The sequence below is a fragment of the Chryseobacterium sp. WX genome (genome assembly GCF_029542485.1).
In the GTDB taxonomy this organism is placed as follows: Bacteria; Bacteroidota; Bacteroidia; order Flavobacteriales; family Weeksellaceae; genus Chryseobacterium; species Chryseobacterium cucumeris.
In genome coordinates this window covers 3209671-3226706 of the sequence record NZ_CP120710.1, presented here as the reverse complement: position 1 = coordinate 3226706, position 17036 = coordinate 3209671, and the positions used below count along the sequence as shown (strand labels likewise).

At 37.6% G+C, this 17036-nt stretch carries 16 protein-coding genes; 3 read left to right on the top strand and 13 right to left on the bottom strand.

Going from position 1 to position 17036, the window contains the following annotated elements:
• Positions 1 to 20: 20 nt before the first annotated feature.
• The 13 genes from ftsA to mraZ form a co-directional block, all read right to left on the bottom strand.
• Entirely contained in the window at positions 21 to 1406 is a 1386-nt protein-coding gene (gene ftsA / locus PZ898_RS14495) for a cell division protein FtsA (protein ID WP_120232264.1), read from the bottom strand.
• A 78-nt stretch (positions 1407 to 1484) separates the two neighbouring features.
• Complete coding sequence (locus PZ898_RS14490; protein WP_216443637.1) at positions 1485 to 2453, bottom strand: cell division protein FtsQ; 969 nt, start codon at positions 2451 to 2453, stop codon at positions 1485 to 1487.
• A 65-nt stretch (positions 2454 to 2518) separates the two neighbouring features.
• Complete coding sequence (gene murC, locus PZ898_RS14485; protein ID WP_277693615.1) at positions 2519 to 3877, bottom strand: UDP-N-acetylmuramate--L-alanine ligase; 1359 nt, start codon at positions 3875 to 3877, stop codon at positions 2519 to 2521.
• Between the two features lie 143 nt (positions 3878 to 4020).
• A complete protein-coding gene (locus tag PZ898_RS14480) occupies positions 4021 to 4314 on the bottom strand; it encodes a GIY-YIG nuclease family protein (protein ID WP_120232262.1) in 294 nt (97 codons plus the stop codon).
• Between the two features lie 106 nt (positions 4315 to 4420).
• Positions 4421 to 5515 (bottom strand): undecaprenyldiphospho-muramoylpentapeptide beta-N-acetylglucosaminyltransferase, encoded by a 1095-nt coding sequence (gene murG, locus PZ898_RS14475; RefSeq protein ID WP_277693614.1) that lies wholly within the window; start codon positions 5513 to 5515, stop codon positions 4421 to 4423.
• 1 nt (position 5516) lies between these two features.
• Entirely contained in the window at positions 5517 to 6755 is a 1239-nt protein-coding gene (locus PZ898_RS14470; RefSeq protein WP_202842300.1) for an FtsW/RodA/SpoVE family cell cycle protein, read from the bottom strand.
• 22 nt (positions 6756 to 6777) lie between these two features.
• Positions 6778 to 8115 (bottom strand): UDP-N-acetylmuramoyl-L-alanine--D-glutamate ligase, encoded by a 1338-nt coding sequence (murD, locus tag PZ898_RS14465; RefSeq protein ID WP_277693613.1) that lies wholly within the window; start codon positions 8113 to 8115, stop codon positions 6778 to 6780.
• 62 nt (positions 8116 to 8177) lie between these two features.
• Positions 8178 to 9419: a phospho-N-acetylmuramoyl-pentapeptide-transferase gene (gene mraY / locus PZ898_RS14460; RefSeq protein ID WP_034693896.1), complete on the bottom strand. Its 1242-nt coding sequence runs from the start codon at positions 9417 to 9419 to the stop codon at positions 8178 to 8180.
• A 77-nt stretch (positions 9420 to 9496) separates the two neighbouring features.
• Positions 9497 to 10957, bottom strand: coding sequence for a UDP-N-acetylmuramoyl-L-alanyl-D-glutamate--2,6-diaminopimelate ligase (locus tag PZ898_RS14455; RefSeq protein ID WP_277693612.1), 1461 nt, complete (start codon positions 10955 to 10957; stop codon positions 9497 to 9499).
• Between the two features lie 46 nt (positions 10958 to 11003).
• Positions 11004 to 12995, bottom strand: coding sequence for a penicillin-binding transpeptidase domain-containing protein (locus tag PZ898_RS14450; protein ID WP_062672635.1), 1992 nt, complete (start codon positions 12993 to 12995; stop codon positions 11004 to 11006).
• The gene (locus tag PZ898_RS14445; protein ID WP_002981890.1) at positions 12979 to 13344 is read right to left on the bottom strand and encodes an FtsL-like putative cell division protein; all 366 of its coding nucleotides are present in this window, start codon (positions 13342 to 13344) and stop codon (positions 12979 to 12981) included. The genes PZ898_RS14450 and PZ898_RS14445 overlap by 17 nt, the downstream gene beginning before the upstream one ends.
• A 99-nt stretch (positions 13345 to 13443) precedes the next feature.
• On the bottom strand, positions 13444 to 14337 hold the full coding sequence (gene rsmH, locus PZ898_RS14440) for a 16S rRNA (cytosine(1402)-N(4))-methyltransferase RsmH (RefSeq protein ID WP_062672634.1): 894 nt from the start codon (positions 14335 to 14337) through the stop codon (positions 13444 to 13446).
• A 51-nt stretch (positions 14338 to 14388) separates the two neighbouring features.
• On the bottom strand, positions 14389 to 14847 hold the full coding sequence (gene mraZ, locus PZ898_RS14435; protein WP_062672632.1) for a division/cell wall cluster transcriptional repressor MraZ: 459 nt from the start codon (positions 14845 to 14847) through the stop codon (positions 14389 to 14391).
• A gap of 272 nt (positions 14848 to 15119) precedes the next feature.
• Here mraZ and PZ898_RS14430 point away from each other — a divergent pair, with 272 nt between their 5' ends.
• The 3 genes from PZ898_RS14430 to PZ898_RS14420 all read left to right on the top strand — a co-directional run bounded on the left by PZ898_RS14430 (position 15120) and on the right by PZ898_RS14420 (position 17009).
• Positions 15120 to 15881: an alpha/beta hydrolase gene (locus tag PZ898_RS14430; protein WP_062672630.1), complete on the top strand. Its 762-nt coding sequence runs from the start codon at positions 15120 to 15122 to the stop codon at positions 15879 to 15881.
• 62 nt (positions 15882 to 15943) lie between these two features.
• Positions 15944 to 16567, top strand: coding sequence for a ribosome biogenesis GTP-binding protein YihA/YsxC (gene yihA, locus PZ898_RS14425; protein ID WP_202842310.1), 624 nt, complete (start codon positions 15944 to 15946; stop codon positions 16565 to 16567).
• On the top strand, positions 16560 to 17009 hold the full coding sequence (locus PZ898_RS14420; protein WP_216443642.1) for a GNAT family N-acetyltransferase: 450 nt from the start codon (positions 16560 to 16562) through the stop codon (positions 17007 to 17009). Before yihA ends, PZ898_RS14420 begins: the two co-directional genes overlap by 8 nt.
• The last annotated feature ends 27 nt before the right edge of the window (positions 17010 to 17036 follow it).

The following is a 17036-nucleotide window of genomic DNA, read 5'->3' as shown; positions in this document are numbered from 1 at the left end:
CTTTTATCATTTATATTTATTTACTCTACTTCTTCAAAGAATTTTTTTACTTTTTCCATAAGCGACTGCCCGAAGGTCAGTTTCGCTTTTCTGTTCTCTTGCTTTTCATTTTCAAAAGACTGCTGCTCCTGAACCGGGGCTGCCTGCTGAACGGGTTGAGCCGTTTCTGCCTGTGCTGCAGTGACTTCCGGTTTTGGCTGCTCTGTAACAACTTCTACAACTTCGTCAATATTCTGTTTTTTGTCTCTGATCTTTAAACTTTCCATCAGTAATCCGATAGAAGTAGCAAATTCAGGGCCTTTCAGATACTGATTTTTATCATTGGCGATATATTCATTCGCAAAACCGATTCTGCTGTCAAAACCTGTTGTATAATTGGCCAGCTGACGAAGGTGTTTCAGGTTTGAACCACCACCCGTAAGAACAATTCCGGCAATCAGTTTTTTCTTTTGTTCAAAAGCACCATAAGCCTTCAGTTCTGTATTTACCATTTCCAAAACTTCTTCTACTCTTGCATTGATGATCTGCGCTAAAGTTTTTAAAGAAATCTCTTTGTCCGGTCTTCCGTGAAGTCCGGGAATGGTTACAAAAGTACTGTCTTTTTCTAATTCGGGAACAGCCGAACCAAATTTTACTTTCAGTTGTTCTGCATGTTTTTCTATGATGGAACAGCCTTCTTTGATATCTTCGGTAATAATTCCGCCTCCGTATGGAATCACACAGGTATGACGAATGATATTATCTTTAAAGATTGCAATATCGGTTGTACCACCACCAATGTCAACAATGGCTACACCGGCTTCTTTTTCTTCTTTTGTAAGGACAGCTTCAGAAGATGCCAATGGTTCTAAAGTAAGGGCTTCCATTTCTAATCCGGCTTCACGAACGCATCTTGCAATATTTCTGATGCTGCCCATTTGCCCTACTACGACGTGGAAGTTGGCTTCTAAACGTTTTCCATGCATTCCGACAGGTTCCTGAATTTCCCCCTCGGAGTCCACTTTATATTCTTGAGGAAGTACGTGGATAATTTCTTCTCCAGGAAGCATAACCAGCTTTTTTACCTGATCTTTTAATGCTTCGATGTCATCGTCTGTAATAAATTTATCAGGATGTTCACGCATAATATAATCGGAGTGCTGCAGAGAACGGATGTGTTTTCCTGCAATACCTACCGTAACTTTGCGGATAGGAACTCCGGCGCTGGATTGTGCTTCGGATACTGCAGCCTTGATTGAATTAATGGTTTGTGAAATGTTATTCACAATACCTTTATGAACACCAAGACTCTTAGCTTTTCCTACACCGAGAACTTCTATCTTCCCGTGTGCATTCCTTCTTCCGACAATCGCGACTATCTTCGTTGTCCCGATGTCCAGACCTACTGAATACTCTTGATTTTCCATTTTATATCGATTTGATTTTTTCTACTTTTTTATCTATAAGGATAGGCTCCTATTTGTGTATTAAATGCCCTGAGGGACTTATTCTATTTTTACTTTTGCCTTAGGCTTGGACTGCGCCTTGACGGGGGGCTTTTTCTCTGCTTTTTTAGTTTCTTTTGTTTGTCCTTTCGGTTTGGTACTCTCTTTCGGTTTTACCGAGGTGGAGCTGGTCTTTTTTACCTCTGCTATTTTGGGTTTAGCTTCCGTCTTTTTAGCGGCTGTTGGGGAAGGAACTTTTGCCAATTCCATCTTTCCTGCCTTTAAAATACTGTCATTTTCTTTAAAATAAGGGTTTAAAGTAGTGACAATCTGATTCTGATATTTCACCGAAACCATGCTGTATTTCTGAGGATCCTGATACACAAGATATTTTTCCACAAACGTTTTAAATCCTTTTACTTTAAAATCAATATTATCAAGGTCTCCAATTTCCACTCTATAATTTCCTTCACTTGTCAGAAGGCTATAGCTGTCTTTACTTTTTGAGATTCCGATAAAGTATTTCTTACTGAAATCATCTTTATCAATTTTTTCTACCAGTTCTGCCAGCTTCTCATATTCATCAGGATTTACGTTTCCTGTTACCAGCATACATGGGTGAGAATAGGTTCTTGAAATAGGGAATTCAACTCCTTTCTCATCCACATAAAAGTCTTTTCCGTCTTTATTTAATCTGAAAACAGGCACTCTCTGTTTGATATCCAGATTCAGCTTTCCGTTCAGGTTCAGATAAACATTGGCGCTGTCTACCGCTGGCAGGGAATTGATCTTTTTTTCCAAAGAAGGAATATTGAGATCTCCCACTTTTCCTGAAGGATTTTCTTTTTTTACAATTTCCCTGATATCTTTTTCATCAACAAAATATACCGGAGTTTTCTCGTTCATTTTTACAGAAATCTTGTTATCCGTAATCTGCTCACGGCTGAATCTCCTCAACGAGAAGCTCAGTAACAATCCCAGGATAATTACGGTGACAACAATTTTTAATATTCTGTATTTATTTTTCATACATTTTTTGTATTCATGTATTTATGTAAAATGTATTCATGAATACGTAAATACATTATTACTTTTTACAATTTATTTATCCATTCACAAATAGGATCATACAGAGTGTCTATATTTCCTGCACCTACCGTAAGGAGGATGTCAAAATCTTTTTCTTTTATTTTTTCAAAAGCACCGGATAATGTTGATACTTCTTTTTTATCTAATGTTACTTTGTCCAGCAGCCAGCTTGAAGTGATTCCTTCAAAATTTTCCTGAAGTTCTCTTGCAGGATAAATATCAAGAAGAATGAGTTCATCTGCCTTACTTAAGCTTTCCGCAAATCCGTCTGCGAAATCTCTTGTTCTGCTGAAAAGGTGAGGCTGGAAAGCTACCAATAGCTTTTTATCAGGATAAAATGTTCTGATTGAGCTCATTACAGCATTGATTTCTGTAGGGTGGTGAGCATAATCATCAATGTAAATTTTACCGTTTTGATAAATATGTTTGGTATATCTTCTTTTAATTCCCTTAAAATTGGCAATTGCTTTTTTCAGCGTATCAAAATCTGCGCCTAAATTATGCAGGATGGCCAGTGCTGCAGTGGCATTTTCCACATTATGAATTCCCGGAATTTCCCAGACAAAATCTTTTATTGTTTCCGTTGGAGTATGGAAGTCAAAATAAATTTTATCATGCTCCATACGTAGGTTGTCTGAATAATAATCTGCAAGCTCATTTACCGCATAAGTTTGATGCCCTCTGCCAATTTCCAATCCTTTTCTTACAAAAAGTTGTTTGTCTTGAGGAACTAAAGCTGCAAACTGTCTGAATCCTTCTTCAATATGATTAATGTCTCCATAAATGTCCAGGTGATCTGCATCTGTAGAAGTTACTACTGCCCAGTCCGGAGAAAGGTTCAGGAAGCTTCTGTCATACTCATCTGCCTCTACTACAGAATAGGTAGAACCGTTATACAGGAAGTTGGATTTAAAGTTTTCAGAAATTCCTCCCAAAAAGCATGAGAAAGGAAGATCGGCCTCTTTACACAAATGAGCTACAAGGGTAGACGTGGTGGTTTTCCCATGAGTTCCTGCAATGGCAATACAGTCTGTATTTTCAGTAATTAAGCCTAAAACTTTAGCACGTTTTAAAACTTCAAACTGATTTTGATTGAAATAATCCAATATTCCAAGCGTTTTGATAGCCGGAGTATAAATTACCAACGTATTTTCTTTCTGAAGGGAAGTAATTCTTTCATCAATAAGATCTTCAAAAACAATATCAATGCCTTCATTCATCAGATTCTGAGTAAGCTTTGTATTGGTTTTGTCGTAACCCAATACTTTTTTTCCGGATGCATTGAAATAGCGTGCCAATGCACTCATTCCTATACCTCCGATTCCAACGAAGTAAAAAGTCTGATATGTTTGTAAAATGTTCATTTATATTTTAATCTTTAATAACTCTTTAATCAGTTCAGAGTTTTATTACTATATTTTGTATTATAAGGCTTTCATCAACTTACGCTAGTGACTCGTTAATGAATTAAATTTTAACGGTGTCAGGCTGAGCTTGTCGAAGCCTTCTAATCTTTCATCCTATTTTTTGATAGCAGTGGTAATAAATCCCAGTTATCATTTATTATTGCTTCTTTCTTTTTCCTACTCCAGCCTTTAACTTGTTTTTCAAATCTTATAGCTTGATTAACATCATTAAACTCATGGTAGAAAACAAGTTCCACAGGTTTTCTTGTATACGTGTAACTTTCAGGATTTAATCCGTCATTATGTTCGTTAATTCTTCTTTCCAAATCATTGGTAAAGCCTGTATAGTAAGAATTATCGGAACATTTTACAATGTATACATAATATATTTTCATTCATTAGTGTTTGCTTACTGGCCCTTCGACAAGCTCAGGGTGACACCTCTAATACTAACTGTTTTATTTACTCATGTCAGGCTGAGCTTGCCTAAGCCTTTCCTAATTATTTTATTACTTTGAAAATCTCGTCTACAATCTCTTTTGCGGCATTAGGTTTGGCAAAATATTTCAGATTGTCGGACATTTCTTTTCTTATCCTTTCATTTTCGCAGATTTCTGATAATGTATTCCAGAATTTTTCCTGCATTTCAGAGTCTTTTACCATTCTGGCAGCATTTTTTTCAACCAGGTTTATGGCATTTTTGGTTTGATGGTCTTCCGCTGCAAAAGGGAAAGGTACCAAAAGCACCGGCTTTTGTGCTACAGCCAACTCTGAAATGGCAATAGCTCCGGCTCTGGAAACAATGATATCAGCTGCAGAATACGCCAGTTCCATGTCTTTGATAAATTCTTTCAAATGAATGGAAACTGGAAGCTGTAGGCTGGAAGATAATTCTTTGTAATCCAACTTTCCTGTTTGCCAAATTAATTGATATCCTTTTTCTTTCAGATTCTCAATATTTTCTTTCCAGGCATTATTCAATGTTCTGGATCCCAAAGAACCTCCTACAGAAAGAATCGTAAGTTTATCTTTATCCAATCCCATTTTCTCTTTTGCCTGAGCGGTTTCCTGCATTCCTGAAACAATATTCTCACGAATCGGATTTCCCAGAAACTTTATTTTCTCTGTAGGAAAGCCTTCTACTTTTGGGTAGGCTGTGAAAACGGCTCTTGCTTTCTTGCTTAAAATTTTATTGGTTACCCCAGCGTGAGCGTTCTGTTCCTGTATGAAAATCGGAATTCCCATTTTGCTAGCTTCATAAAGAGCAGGTCCACTGGCAAATCCTCCTGTTCCTACAGCAAAATCAGGAGCGAAGTTTTTGATAATCTTTTTAGACTTTGATAAACTTTTCAGAATCTTAAAAGGAAGTCCCAGGTTGGATAACAGATTACCTCTGTCGATTCCTGCGATATCAATTCCTTCAATTTTATAGCCTGCCTGAGGAACTTTTTCCATTTCCATTTTTCCATTGGCACCAATGAACAAAAATTCTGCATCAGGAAATCTTTTTCTGATCTCATCAGCAATGGCAATGGCCGGGAAGATATGTCCTCCTGTTCCTCCGCCGGATAATAATATTCTTAATTTTTTGTCCATTTTAAGCGATATCGTTTATTTCTGCTATACTTTGTTTTTTGCCCATTCCTTCTTCATCATAAATCTGAATTCTTGAGCTTATATTTAAAATAATACCTAACTGTAAATAGGTCACCAGCATGGATGTTCCTCCATAACTAATTAAAGGCAGCGGCTGTCCTGTTACCGGGATTAGGTTTACAGCAACGGCAATATTTACCGAAAGCTGAATGAAGATCATTACCCCGAGACTGAGCACGAGCAACGATCCGAAAAATGCCGGCATTTTACTGGCGATCATCACAATCCTGATCATCATAATCAGGTACAAACTGATCAGAAAAGCGGCTCCAATCACCCCATATTCTTCTACAATCACTGCGAAAATAAAGTCGGAGGCAGATTGCGGAAGCATTTGTTTCAATGCACTTTTCCCTGGCCCCATTCCGGTAATTCCGCCGTGTACAATAGCTGCTTTGGCCTGCATTACCTGATAATTTTTTGCTTTTACACTTTCATCATCTACATCTGCTGTTTTGGCTTTGCTTGATGTAAAGGTTTCAATACGGCTCATCCATGTGTGAACACGGTTTCCACCGATCATATTGGTATTTAAGGCAATCAATAAAAAGAACACAATGGCTACAAATGATGCGGAGATAAATCCTGCAATGTATTTCCAGTGAAGCTGTCCTATTATGAGAACCACTACGGAAACCATTAAAATCATTAATGCCGTTGAACCGTTATCTTTGGCTACCAATACAAAAACAAGCAGGATAGGCCCGAAAATATACATGATATTCTCTATCGGAAGCCTTTCCCTGGTGATCTTTTTGGTCAGATACCTGCACAGATAGATGATCAGCATTAAAAAGGCAAATGATGAAGGCTGGAAAGAGATTGGTGTTCCCGGAATTTTCAGCCATCTGGAAGCACTTGCTCCATCAATGGTTTGTCCGGTAAACATGGTAACAATCAACAGAATAATCATCAGGCCGAGCAGGATACTGCTGAGCTTTCCGATGTATTCATATTTTATAGTTCCTACCAGTCTCATAATGGCTAGTCCCAGAACTACAAAGAACATATGTTTGATAACGTGGCCTGTTGTGGTCCCGTTATTGACAATGTATTCGAGATTTGAACTTGCAGAGTATACCGGGAAAATAGAGAAAATGGAGATCACAAGGATGACCATCCAAAGTACTTTATCGCCCTTTAGAAATTCAAATCTGTTTTCTGTGTTCTGTTCGTCCATATTTAATGCTATTGGCTAATGGCTAATGGCCATTGGCATTTAATACCTGTTCTTTAAACTGGCGTCCTCTGTCTTCATAGCTTTTGAACAAGTCAAAGCTTGCGCAGCATGGAGATAATAAGACCGTGTCGCCTTTTTTAGCCAGTGATTTTGAAATTTTCACGGCTTCTTCCATACTTGAAGTATCATAAATAAGCTCTTTTTTATCTTTAAAGAAATCGATGATCTTCTTGTTATCTACTCCAAGACAAACAATTGCCTTTACTTTTCTTTTGACTAAATCTTCAATTTCGGTATAGTCATTTCCTTTATCTAAACCGCCAACAATCCATACGGTTGGCGTTTTCATGCTTTCTAAGGCATAGTAAGTAGCATTTACATTGGTTGCTTTACTGTCGTTGATGTATTTTACGTTATCAATTTCAGTAACGAACTCTAATCTGTGCTCTACGGCCTGGAAGGTCATCAATGAATGTCTGATGCTTTCATTGTTGATTTTTAATATTTTACCGGCAATAGATGCTGCCAGGCTGTTAGCTACATTGTGATTTCCCAGCAGAGACAATTCATCAACTTTCATTGCGAATTCGTCTTTCATTTTTACCACAATTTCATCATCATTCACAAAACCTCCTTCCGTTAATTTCTCTTTGGTTGAGAAAGGAATCATTTTCGCCTTTATTTCAAGCTTTTCAAGAAGATTTTTACTCATTTCATCATCCTTGTTGTAGATGAAGAAGTTATCATTCTCCTGATTTTCTGTGATTCGGAATTTGGCCAATGCATATTCTTCATAATTGTAGTTGTACTGATCCAGGTGATCCTGAGACAGATTCAACAATAAAGAAATATAAGGTCTGAAATTCTGAATATCATCCAGCTGGAAAGAGCTTACTTCCAATACATAATATTCATGGTTTTCATCCGCCACCTGCTTCGCAAAGCTGTATCCGATATTTCCTCCTAAACCTACATTCAATCCGTCATTTTTCAGGATGTAGTAGATCAGGGAAGTTGTGGTTGTTTTTCCGTTGCTTCCGGTAATGGCAATGATCTTTGCATCTGTAAATTCTGAAGCAAATTCAATTTCAGAGGAAAGTCTGATTCCTTTTTCATGAATTCTATTGATGATATCAGCCTTTTTCGGAATTCCCGGGCTTTTTACGATCCAGTCAGCATTTAAAATCCTTTCTTCATCGTGGTTTCCTTCTTCAAATTCAATTTCATTTTCGGTAAGAAACTGCTTATAGTTATCCTTAATGGCTCCTTTATCTGAAAGAAATACTTCCAGACCTTTCTTTTTAGCCAGATAAGCAGCTCCGCATCCGCTTTCTCCACCTCCTAAAACAACTATTTTCATATTATAAAAGCTTTATGCTATAGGCTTTAAGCTTTAGGCTTATTGCTTACAGCTTTTATTTTTTATCTCATTTTTAATGTGATCAGACATACAATGGCCAGTATTACTCCGATGATAATCATTCGGTTCACGATTTTACTCTCGTGGAAACCTTCTTTCTGATAATGATGGTGTAATGGTGACATTTTGAATAGTCTGTTGTTTTGAGCATATTCCAGCCCATATTTTCTTTTTCTGTATTTGAAAACAACTACCTGAAGCATTACAGACAGGTTTTCAATTAAGAAGATTCCGCATAATACAGGAATCAGCAATTCTTTTCTTAAAATAATGGCTAAAACAGCAATTACGCCTCCCAGCATTAAGCTTCCGGTATCTCCCATGAAAACCTGTGCAGGATAAGTGTTGTACCAGAAGAATCCAATTACAGCACCTACCATTGCGACTGCAAAAATGGTGGTTTCCCCCATGTTGGGAAGGAACATGATATTGAGATAGTCTGCAAAGATGATGTTCCCGGAAAGGTAAGCGAAAAGAGCCAGCGTGAGCAGTATAATAGCACTTGTTCCTGCTGCAAGACCATCAATTCCGTCGGTGATGTTGGCTCCATTGGAAACGGCTGTTACAATGAAGATTACAATGGGAATAAAGACAATCCATGCCCACTCATGGGCATCTTTATCATTCATCCAAAACAAAATTCCACTATAATCGAATTCATTATTTTTTGCAAAAGGAACAGTGGAAACGGTAATTTTTTCTGTAGGCATAAAGTTTTGCTCTACATTGTTCCTGTTCACTACTTTAGCATCTGCATATTTTCTTTTAACGGTAATATCCGGGTGGAAATACATTGTAATTCCGACAATTAGCCCTAATCCGACCTGTCCTACAATTTTGAATTTACCACTTAAACCGTCTTTATTTTTTTTAATCTTCTTTAAGTAATCATCAAGGAAACCAATAGCACCCATCCAGAACATAGAAACCAACAGCAGCACAATGTACACATTGGTGATTCTTGTAAACAGCAATACAGGAATGATGGTTGCCAAAATAATGATAAGCCCTCCCATGGTAGGAGTTCCTTCTTTTTGTTTCTGCCCATCCAATCCCAGATCACGCACTAATTCTCCCATTTGTTTTGTTCTCAGGTAATTGATTACTCTTTTTCCGTAGACAAGAGCAATAATCAATGAGAATAGTACAGCCATTCCGGCACGGAAGGAAATGTATTTCAACAATCCTAATCCCGGAACGTGAATTCCATGGTTGGTTAGATATTCGTATAGATAGTATAGCATAGTTTCAATTGTTAATAAATGATCATTGATAATTGATGAATGATTGAACAATTATTCTTTCAGTTATCATTTGTAATTTATTTGCTCATTAATTTCCAAAGCTCATTAATTACTTCTTTGTCGTCAAAATGATGTTTCACACCATTAATCTCCTGATAGTTTTCGTGGCCTTTTCCGGCAACTAAAACGATATCTTTAGGTTCTGCAAACTTGATGGCCATTTTTATGGCTTCTTTTCTGTCCGGAATTGAAGTGTATTTGCTGAAGTTCTGTGGTTCAACGCCTGCTTCAATTTCTTTGATGATCTGTGCAGGATCTTCTGTTCTCGGATTATCTGAAGTGATGATTGCCAGGGTTGATTTTTTAGTGGCAATATTTCCCATTTCAGGTCTTTTGGAGTGATCTCTGTCTCCTCCGCAGCCGAATACGGTGATTAATCTTTCGTTTTTGGTTCTGATATCGTTGATGCTGTCCAGAATGTTTTCCAAAGCATCCGGAGTGTGTGCATAATCTACGATAAAGAAAATTCCACCATCGGATTTGAAGGTTTCAAATCTTCCGGAAACTCTTTTTAATTTGCTGATAGCCTGAAGAATTTCATCCTGCTCAAAACCTAGTTCAGCAGCAATTCCAAAGACAAGCAGTAAATTATATACATTGAATTTCCCGGTCAGTGTCGTCCAGAATTCTTTTCCGTTGAAGTTCAACAGCATTCCGTTGAAATCTACTTCCAATAATTTCCCGTGATAGTCTGCCATGGTTTTCAGAGCATAAGACTTCTTTTTAGCCTTGGTGTTCTGAAGCATGACATTCCCGTTTTTGTCATCCACATTGGTGATGGCAATAGCGGTATCTTCTAATTGATCAAAGAATCTTTTCTTTGTTTTTAAATATTCTTCGAACGTTTTATGATAATCTAAATGATCATGAGTAAGGTTGGTGAAGCCTGCTATTTTGAAGTGTAGTCCTTCAATTCTATTTTGGGCAATTCCGTGTGAGCTTACTTCCATGAAAGCAAATTCACATCCTTTTTCTACCGCTTCCGCCAAGATCCTGTTGATGGTAATCACATCAGGAGTGGTGTGGGTTGCCGGAATAATCTCTTCACCAATTCTGATTTCAACAGTAGAAAGTAAAGCGGCCGGATATCCAAGGTTTTTAAAAACATCAAAAAGAAGGGTCGAAACGGATGTTTTTCCGTTAGTTCCTGTAACTCCTATCAGTTTTAATTTCTGAGAAGGATTTCCATAGAAGTTTGAAGCAAGATGACCAAGGGCTTTAGAAGAATCTTTTACCTGAATATAGGTTACATTTTCCACCCATGTTTCAGGGAATTCTTCGCAAACAATTGCGGCAGCTCCTTTTTCAATAGCAGATGCAATGAATGAATGACCATCCACCACGGTTCCTCTCATGGCAATATAAAGAGAGTTCTCTGTAACTTTTCTGCTGTCGATCACCAATTCAGTTACCTCACGGTTATTATCACCGTGGATTTCCAGTACTGGGATTCTGTTTACTAATTCTGTTATAATCATCTTTATCAATAAGGCATTGCCTTATTCTGTTTTAAATCCTTGTTTTTTAATTCTGCAGAGACAAATAAATTCTCTGGTTCTTACTTATCGTGGTGCCTTCCAGAGGGAATTGTTCTTTAATTCTTCCTACTCCTTTATAATCGACACGGTAGCCTAAGTTTTCCAGCTGCGGGATTACATTTTTCCCAATTAATCCTACCACATTAGGCATTTGTTTATCATTGACCGCTACTTTGACATTAGGCTCCACCATTTTGCTAAGGTTTACCTTTTTGTCTACAAGCATTTCTTTTTCAATATTCTGAGGCGTTTTCAGGAATGTTTTTCCTGCAATTTCCTTAAACACCGGCGCTGAAACGGAACCTCCATAAAATCCTTTTGCGGTATTAGGTTCACTGATCATGACATAGCAAGTATATTTTGGAGCATCAGCTGGATAGAATCCTGCAAACGATGCACGATATTTCATTGGGCCAGGCAGCCAGTATTCGAATCTTGCGGTACCTGTTTTTCCTGCCATTTTCAGGTTGGGAGTAAAGATGCTTCGTCCGGTTCCCTTTTCTACTGCTTTGGTTAATGCACTGGTCATCATTTTAATAGCTTTCTCCGAAGCCATTTTGTTTACCATTACTTCAGGTTTTGCGCTGTACATCACTTTTCCGTCTTTCATGATTTTATCAATGAATAAAGGCTTAAGCATTTTTCCTCCATTGGCAACTCCGTTGTAGAAGGTTGTCAGCTGCAGCAGGTTGATGTTGGAAGAGTATCCGTAAGAAATGGAAGCCAGTGTTGCGGCATTCCATCTTTTATTTTGTGGTGTCACGATCTTCGGTTTTGTGATTCCCGGAAGCTCGATGTCCATTTTATCAAATAATTTCCAACGTTTAAGGTGGTCAAGGAATATCTGAGGCTTTTCAGCATAATACTTTGTGATCAGTTTGGCTGTTCCTACGTTACTGGACTTCGCCAATACATCACTGATATCGTATGTTCCTCCTCCGTGGCCGTCAGAGATTCTCTGTTTTGCATAGACCCAAACTCCGTTTCCTACGTTTACTGTTGTGTTTTCATCGATAAATCCATCGTCCATTGCTGCCAGAAGCGAAATGGTTTTAAAAGTAGATCCGGGCTCGATATTATCTTTCAGCGCGTAGTTGTAAGAGTCTTCGTATTCTCCTTCTTCTGTTCTTCTTAAATTAACAAGAGCACGTACTTTTCCGGTTTCCACTTCCATCACAATCACGGTTCCGTGCTTGGCTTCGAAATTAATCAGTTGCTTCTCAAGTGCGGAGTGCGCAATGTCCTGAATTCTAAGGTCTAAAGTCGTATAAACATCTTCTCCGTCTACCGGTTCCTGAACTTTCCAGAAGTCGATCGGTTTCCATTGGGAAGAATTGATTCTTTGCTCCAGCCTTTTACCGTCTGTTCCGGTTAAATATTTTGAGAAAGCACCTTCCAGTCCGGATTTAAGCTCACCGTTGTCCATACCGATGGTTCCGGCTCCGATTTCTGAAGTGGCCAATTCTCTTTTATAGTTTCTGTCAACAATAAATCCTCCTTTATTTTTTCCTCTTTTGAAGATTGGAAACTTTCGGATTCTATCGTATTGATCGAAATCCAGCCCTTTTACCAAAGTATAGTACTGGTTTTTCTTTTTCTTCTGCTCGTCAAACTTCTGTCTGAATTCACTTCTTGGTTTTCCGAACATTTTGCTCAAGGAATCAGTTAGCGCTCCGATATTGTTGGAGTACACCGTATCTTTCATTGTTTTGAAATCAAGATAGATGTCATATCTCATCACTGTTGTAGCGAGAATAGAACCATCGGAAGCAAACAAATTACCTCGGGCAGCTTTTAAAGTGGCCTCACGATAGTTTTTATTAATGTAATCATCTTTTATTTCCTGGACATTGGTATTTTGAAGGATGACAATCCTTGCCAAGAACATGACAAACACGCACAAAGCTACCACTGCAAAGAGGTAGCCCCATCGTAACGTTTTCTTACGTTTATTGTCGTATTCATTTTGCTTTTGCATCTGTACTATCCAGTTTTATTAGCAATTTGTGAGGGTGGTTTTCCAGGGTCATCAATGAATCCCGGGCAACCTCTTTCCCCAGTTCTGATTCCATTTTTACTTTGATCAGCTTACTCTGGGCGTAAGCGTTTCGTGATTTGTATTCTTCTGTTTCTTCCTTTAAGGCGTTTACAATTTTTATTTTTTTATTGACGAGATGGTTAGTATAAATCATGGCCATCATCAGAACGAACAAGAGAAGAAAATACTTGTAATGTATTTTGATCTCATCACGATTCAGAAAGTTTCCTTTTATAATGTCTATAAAAGTGAGTCTTTTCTGGGGACGATTTGTTGTTCTTTTTGCCAATTTATGATGTCAATTTGCTTTGCAGTGAATTTACTTCGTGTCAATAGTCAATTTTATTTTGCTAAATGATTCACTATTGAAGATTCACTCATTCACATTTTATACTTTTATTCCTGTTCTCATCTTGGCACTTCTTGCTCTTGAGTTTTCTTCGATTTCCTGATCGTCAGGAATGATCGCTTTACTCTTTATCAATTCGAATGCCTTTTTATAATTTCCGTAGATATCTCTTTCCGGCTCTCCTTCGAACATTCCGTTTTTCAGGAATCTTTTTACCAAGCGGTCTTCTAAAGAGTGATAGGAAATAACGACTAATCTTCCTTCCGGTTTTAAAACATTATAAGCCTGAACCAGCATTTCTTTCAACACTTCAAGTTCCTGGTTGACTTCAATTCTTATCGCCTGAAAAAGCTGAGCATAGAATTTATTCACCTTGTGAGGCGGAATATAGCTGAACAATTTTTTCAGATCTTCCGTCGTATCTATACTTTTAGTTTTTCTGTGATGAACAATTTCTCTCGCCAGCTTTCTTGCTTCTCTTAATTCTCCATAGTGATAGAAAAGATCTGCAAGTTCACTTTCTTCATATTCATTAATCACTCTTTTGGCATCCAGATTCTGCATTACATTCATTCTCATATCCAAAGGAGCATTGCTTCTTGTAGAGAAACCTCTGTCTGCTTCATCAAACTGGTGAGAAGACACGCCTAAGTCTGCCAAAACACCATCCACCTGTGAAACTCCATACATCAGCAATGAGTTTTCCAGAAATCTGAAATTCTGATTCACTAATGTAAACCTGGCATCATCAATTGTATTTTTAAGTGCATCCAGGTCCTGATCAAAACTGAACAATCTCCCTTTGTCGGAAAGTCTGCTCAAGATTTCTCTCGAATGGCCTCCGCCTCCAAAGGTGCAGTCCACATATATTCCGTCAGGATTCGTTACCAAATCATCAACACTCTGCTTCAACAAAACGGGGTTATGATACATGCTTAATTGTGTTTTTTATTTACTATATAATCAATTAATAACCTACAACAGTTATTCTTCATCGAAAGAGCCCATCACATCTTCGGCAAGGCTTGCAAAATCAGCTTCGTTAGTGGAGATTACCTTTTCATAGGCATCTTTATCCCAGATTTCGAAGAGTTCTCCTGCACTGGTAATCACAATATCCTTTTGAAGATTTGCGAAAACCGTCAGGTCTTTGGAGATCTGTAATCTTCCTGCATTATCCAATTCTACTGTTTTTACTCCTGCCGTAAACATTCGTATGAAATCAGCATTCTTTTTTATGAACCTGTTCAGTTTATTAATTTTACCCATCAGTTTGTCCCATGCATTCATAGGATAAACTTCCAGACAAGGTTGGAACACAGATCTTTTGACTACAAATGCCTTATCGTCGAAGTTTTCCATCTGTTTGATTAAAGATGAAGGAACTTTTAAGCGGCCTTTGTCGTCAATTTTACACTCATATGTCCCAATGAAATTTTTCATTTGGGACAAATTTATATAATAATTTCCAAAATTTCCCACTTTTTCCCACTTTTTGACTCAATGTTAATAAGTTTTATTAAAGATTGAATTTCAATAATGTAAAATGCTGATATGAAGAGACTTGTTAAAAGTGCTATTTAGGCCATAATAAAGCGCGTTTGAAAAAAAAAGTTAAAAAGGAGAATATTATATTATTTTTATCTTAAATTAGGATAATCAAAATTTTTTTGAGGTTTAATTTGTATTTTTGCAGGGCTTTATTAAGGCGTTTTATGATATTTAGTACAAAAAAAGAAAAGAAATATTCCTATGTAGAAGCGGGAGAAGGACATCCATTAGTGCTGTTGCACGGGTTAATGGGTGGTTTGAGTAATTTCGATAAAATGGTAGATTTTTTTTCGGATAGAGGCTTTAAAGTATATGTTCCTCAGCTGCCGATCTATGATCTGCCGGTACTCAATACGAATCTTACCACGATTGCAAAATATATTATCAAGTTTATAGAAAGTCATATTGAGGGGCCGGTCTCTATTGTAGGAAACTCAATGGGAGGTCATGTAGGACTTATATTGACTTTAGCAAGACCTGATCTAGTAAAGAATCTTGTTCTTACCGGAAGTTCCGGGCTTTATGAAAGAACTTTCGGAGACAGTTTTCCGAGAAAAAATGACCGATCTTATATCAGGAAGAAAACGGAGGAAGTTTTCTATGATCCAAAGGTAGCAACAGAAGATCTTGTGGATGAAGTTTTTGCAGTTGTCAATGACAGAATGAAAGGAATAAAAACAGTAATGCTGGCAAGAAGTGCCATCAAACACAATATGCTGAATGATCTTCCCAAGATTGTGACGCCTACCTGTCTGATCTGGGGTAAACAGGATAATGTTACTCCACCCGAAGTAGCCGAAGATATGCACAAGTTTATTCCTAATTCGGACTTATTCTGGATTGATAAATGCGGCCATGCAGCCATGATGGAAAAACCAGATGAATTCAATGAAATCCTGTATAACTGGATAAAAGATAAAGTTTAAAACATATAAATGACCATTAAGAGCTTTTCTTAATGGTTTATTTTTCTAAAATACATTCAAAAATGATTATCAAGACAGCAGAGTTTGTAAAGAGTAGTGGAAAATGGCAGGAATGCCCTGAACCAAATATTCCCGAATATGCTTTTATTGGAAGGTCGAACGTAGGAAAATCATCACTGATCAATGCCATGATGAATCATAAAGATCTGGCTAAAACATCGCAGACCCCGGGGAAAACCCAGCTGATCAATCATTTTTTGGTGAATGAGAACTGGTACCTTACCGATTTACCAGGATATGGCTATGCCAAGGTTTCAAAAGTCCAGCGAAAGGATTTTGAAAAGCTGATCACCAATTATATTCTGAACAGAAGAAATCTGGTCAATCTTTTTGTATTGGTAGATGTAAGGCATACTCCGCAGAAAATCGATCTGGAATTTATCCAGTGGTGTGGTGAAAGTGGAATACCGTTTTCCATTGTCTTCACAAAGGCAGATAAACTGAAACCGAATGCTGTTATCAAAAATGTTGAAGACTATAAAGCTGAACTTCATAAAACGTGGGAAGATCTTCCCGAATTGTATATCACCTCAGCAGAAAAGAAAGAAGGAGGAGATAAAATTCTTGACTTTATCCAAAAGACCAATGAGTTTTTAACTAATAATAATATAAGTTTTGATGAGTAATATGATCTGGAAAATCAAAACATTTGAGGAGTTTACTGTTCCGGAATTATATGCAGTACTGAAAGCTCGTATTGATGTTTTCGTTATCGAGCAAAATTGTCCTTATCCTGATCTGGATAATTATGACCAGAAAGCCGTTCATATCTGGGCTGAAGAAGAGGGACAGGTACTGGCCTACTGCCGGATTTTTGATAAAGGGATAAAATATGATGAAACTTCTATCGGAAGGGTTCTGACCACAGAGCTGGTGAGAGGTAAAAGTCTGGGTAAGCAGTTGATACAATATGCCGTAGAAACTATAGAAAACCGTTTTCACACTACTGAAATCAAAATATCCGCACAGGATTATCTTTTAAAATTTTACAGCGGGTTCGGATTTGTAGATACGGGGAAAAAATATCTGGAAGATGATATTCCGCATACGGAAATGATAAGAAAATAGAAAAGCGAGGAAATGTATTCTTCGCTT

Excerpts from the sequence above, each read along its gene's own strand:
- PZ898_RS14480 (WP_120232262.1), bottom strand. The coding sequence starts at position 4,314 with ATGAAAATATATTATGTATACATTGTAAAATGTTCCGATAATTCTTAC.
- ftsA (WP_120232264.1), bottom strand. The coding sequence starts at position 1,406 with ATGGAAAATCAAGAGTATTCAGTAGGTCTGGACATCGGGACAACGAAG.
- PZ898_RS14450 (WP_062672635.1), bottom strand. The coding sequence starts at position 12,995 with ATGCAAAAGCAAAATGAATACGACAATAAACGTAAGAAAACGTTACGA.
- murC (WP_277693615.1), bottom strand. The coding sequence starts at position 3,877 with ATGAACATTTTACAAACATATCAGACTTTTTACTTCGTTGGAATCGGA.
- PZ898_RS14420 (WP_216443642.1), top strand. The coding sequence starts at position 16,560 with ATGAGTAATATGATCTGGAAAATCAAAACATTTGAGGAGTTTACTGTT.
- murG (WP_277693614.1), bottom strand. The coding sequence starts at position 5,515 with ATGGACAAAAAATTAAGAATATTATTATCCGGCGGAGGAACAGGAGGA.
- PZ898_RS14470 (WP_202842300.1), bottom strand. The coding sequence starts at position 6,755 with ATGGACGAACAGAACACAGAAAACAGATTTGAATTTCTAAAGGGCGAT.
- yihA (WP_202842310.1), top strand. The coding sequence starts at position 15,944 with ATGATTATCAAGACAGCAGAGTTTGTAAAGAGTAGTGGAAAATGGCAG.
- PZ898_RS14490 (WP_216443637.1), bottom strand. The coding sequence starts at position 2,453 with ATGAAAAATAAATACAGAATATTAAAAATTGTTGTCACCGTAATTATC.
- rsmH (WP_062672634.1), bottom strand. The coding sequence starts at position 14,337 with ATGTATCATAACCCCGTTTTGTTGAAGCAGAGTGTTGATGATTTGGTA.
- murD (WP_277693613.1), bottom strand. The coding sequence starts at position 8,115 with ATGAAAATAGTTGTTTTAGGAGGTGGAGAAAGCGGATGCGGAGCTGCT.
- mraY (WP_034693896.1), bottom strand. The coding sequence starts at position 9,419 with ATGCTATACTATCTATACGAATATCTAACCAACCATGGAATTCACGTT.
- PZ898_RS14455 (WP_277693612.1), bottom strand. The coding sequence starts at position 10,957 with ATGATTATAACAGAATTAGTAAACAGAATCCCAGTACTGGAAATCCAC.
- PZ898_RS14430 (WP_062672630.1), top strand. The coding sequence starts at position 15,120 with ATGATATTTAGTACAAAAAAAGAAAAGAAATATTCCTATGTAGAAGCG.
- mraZ (WP_062672632.1), bottom strand. The coding sequence starts at position 14,847 with ATGAAAAATTTCATTGGGACATATGAGTGTAAAATTGACGACAAAGGC.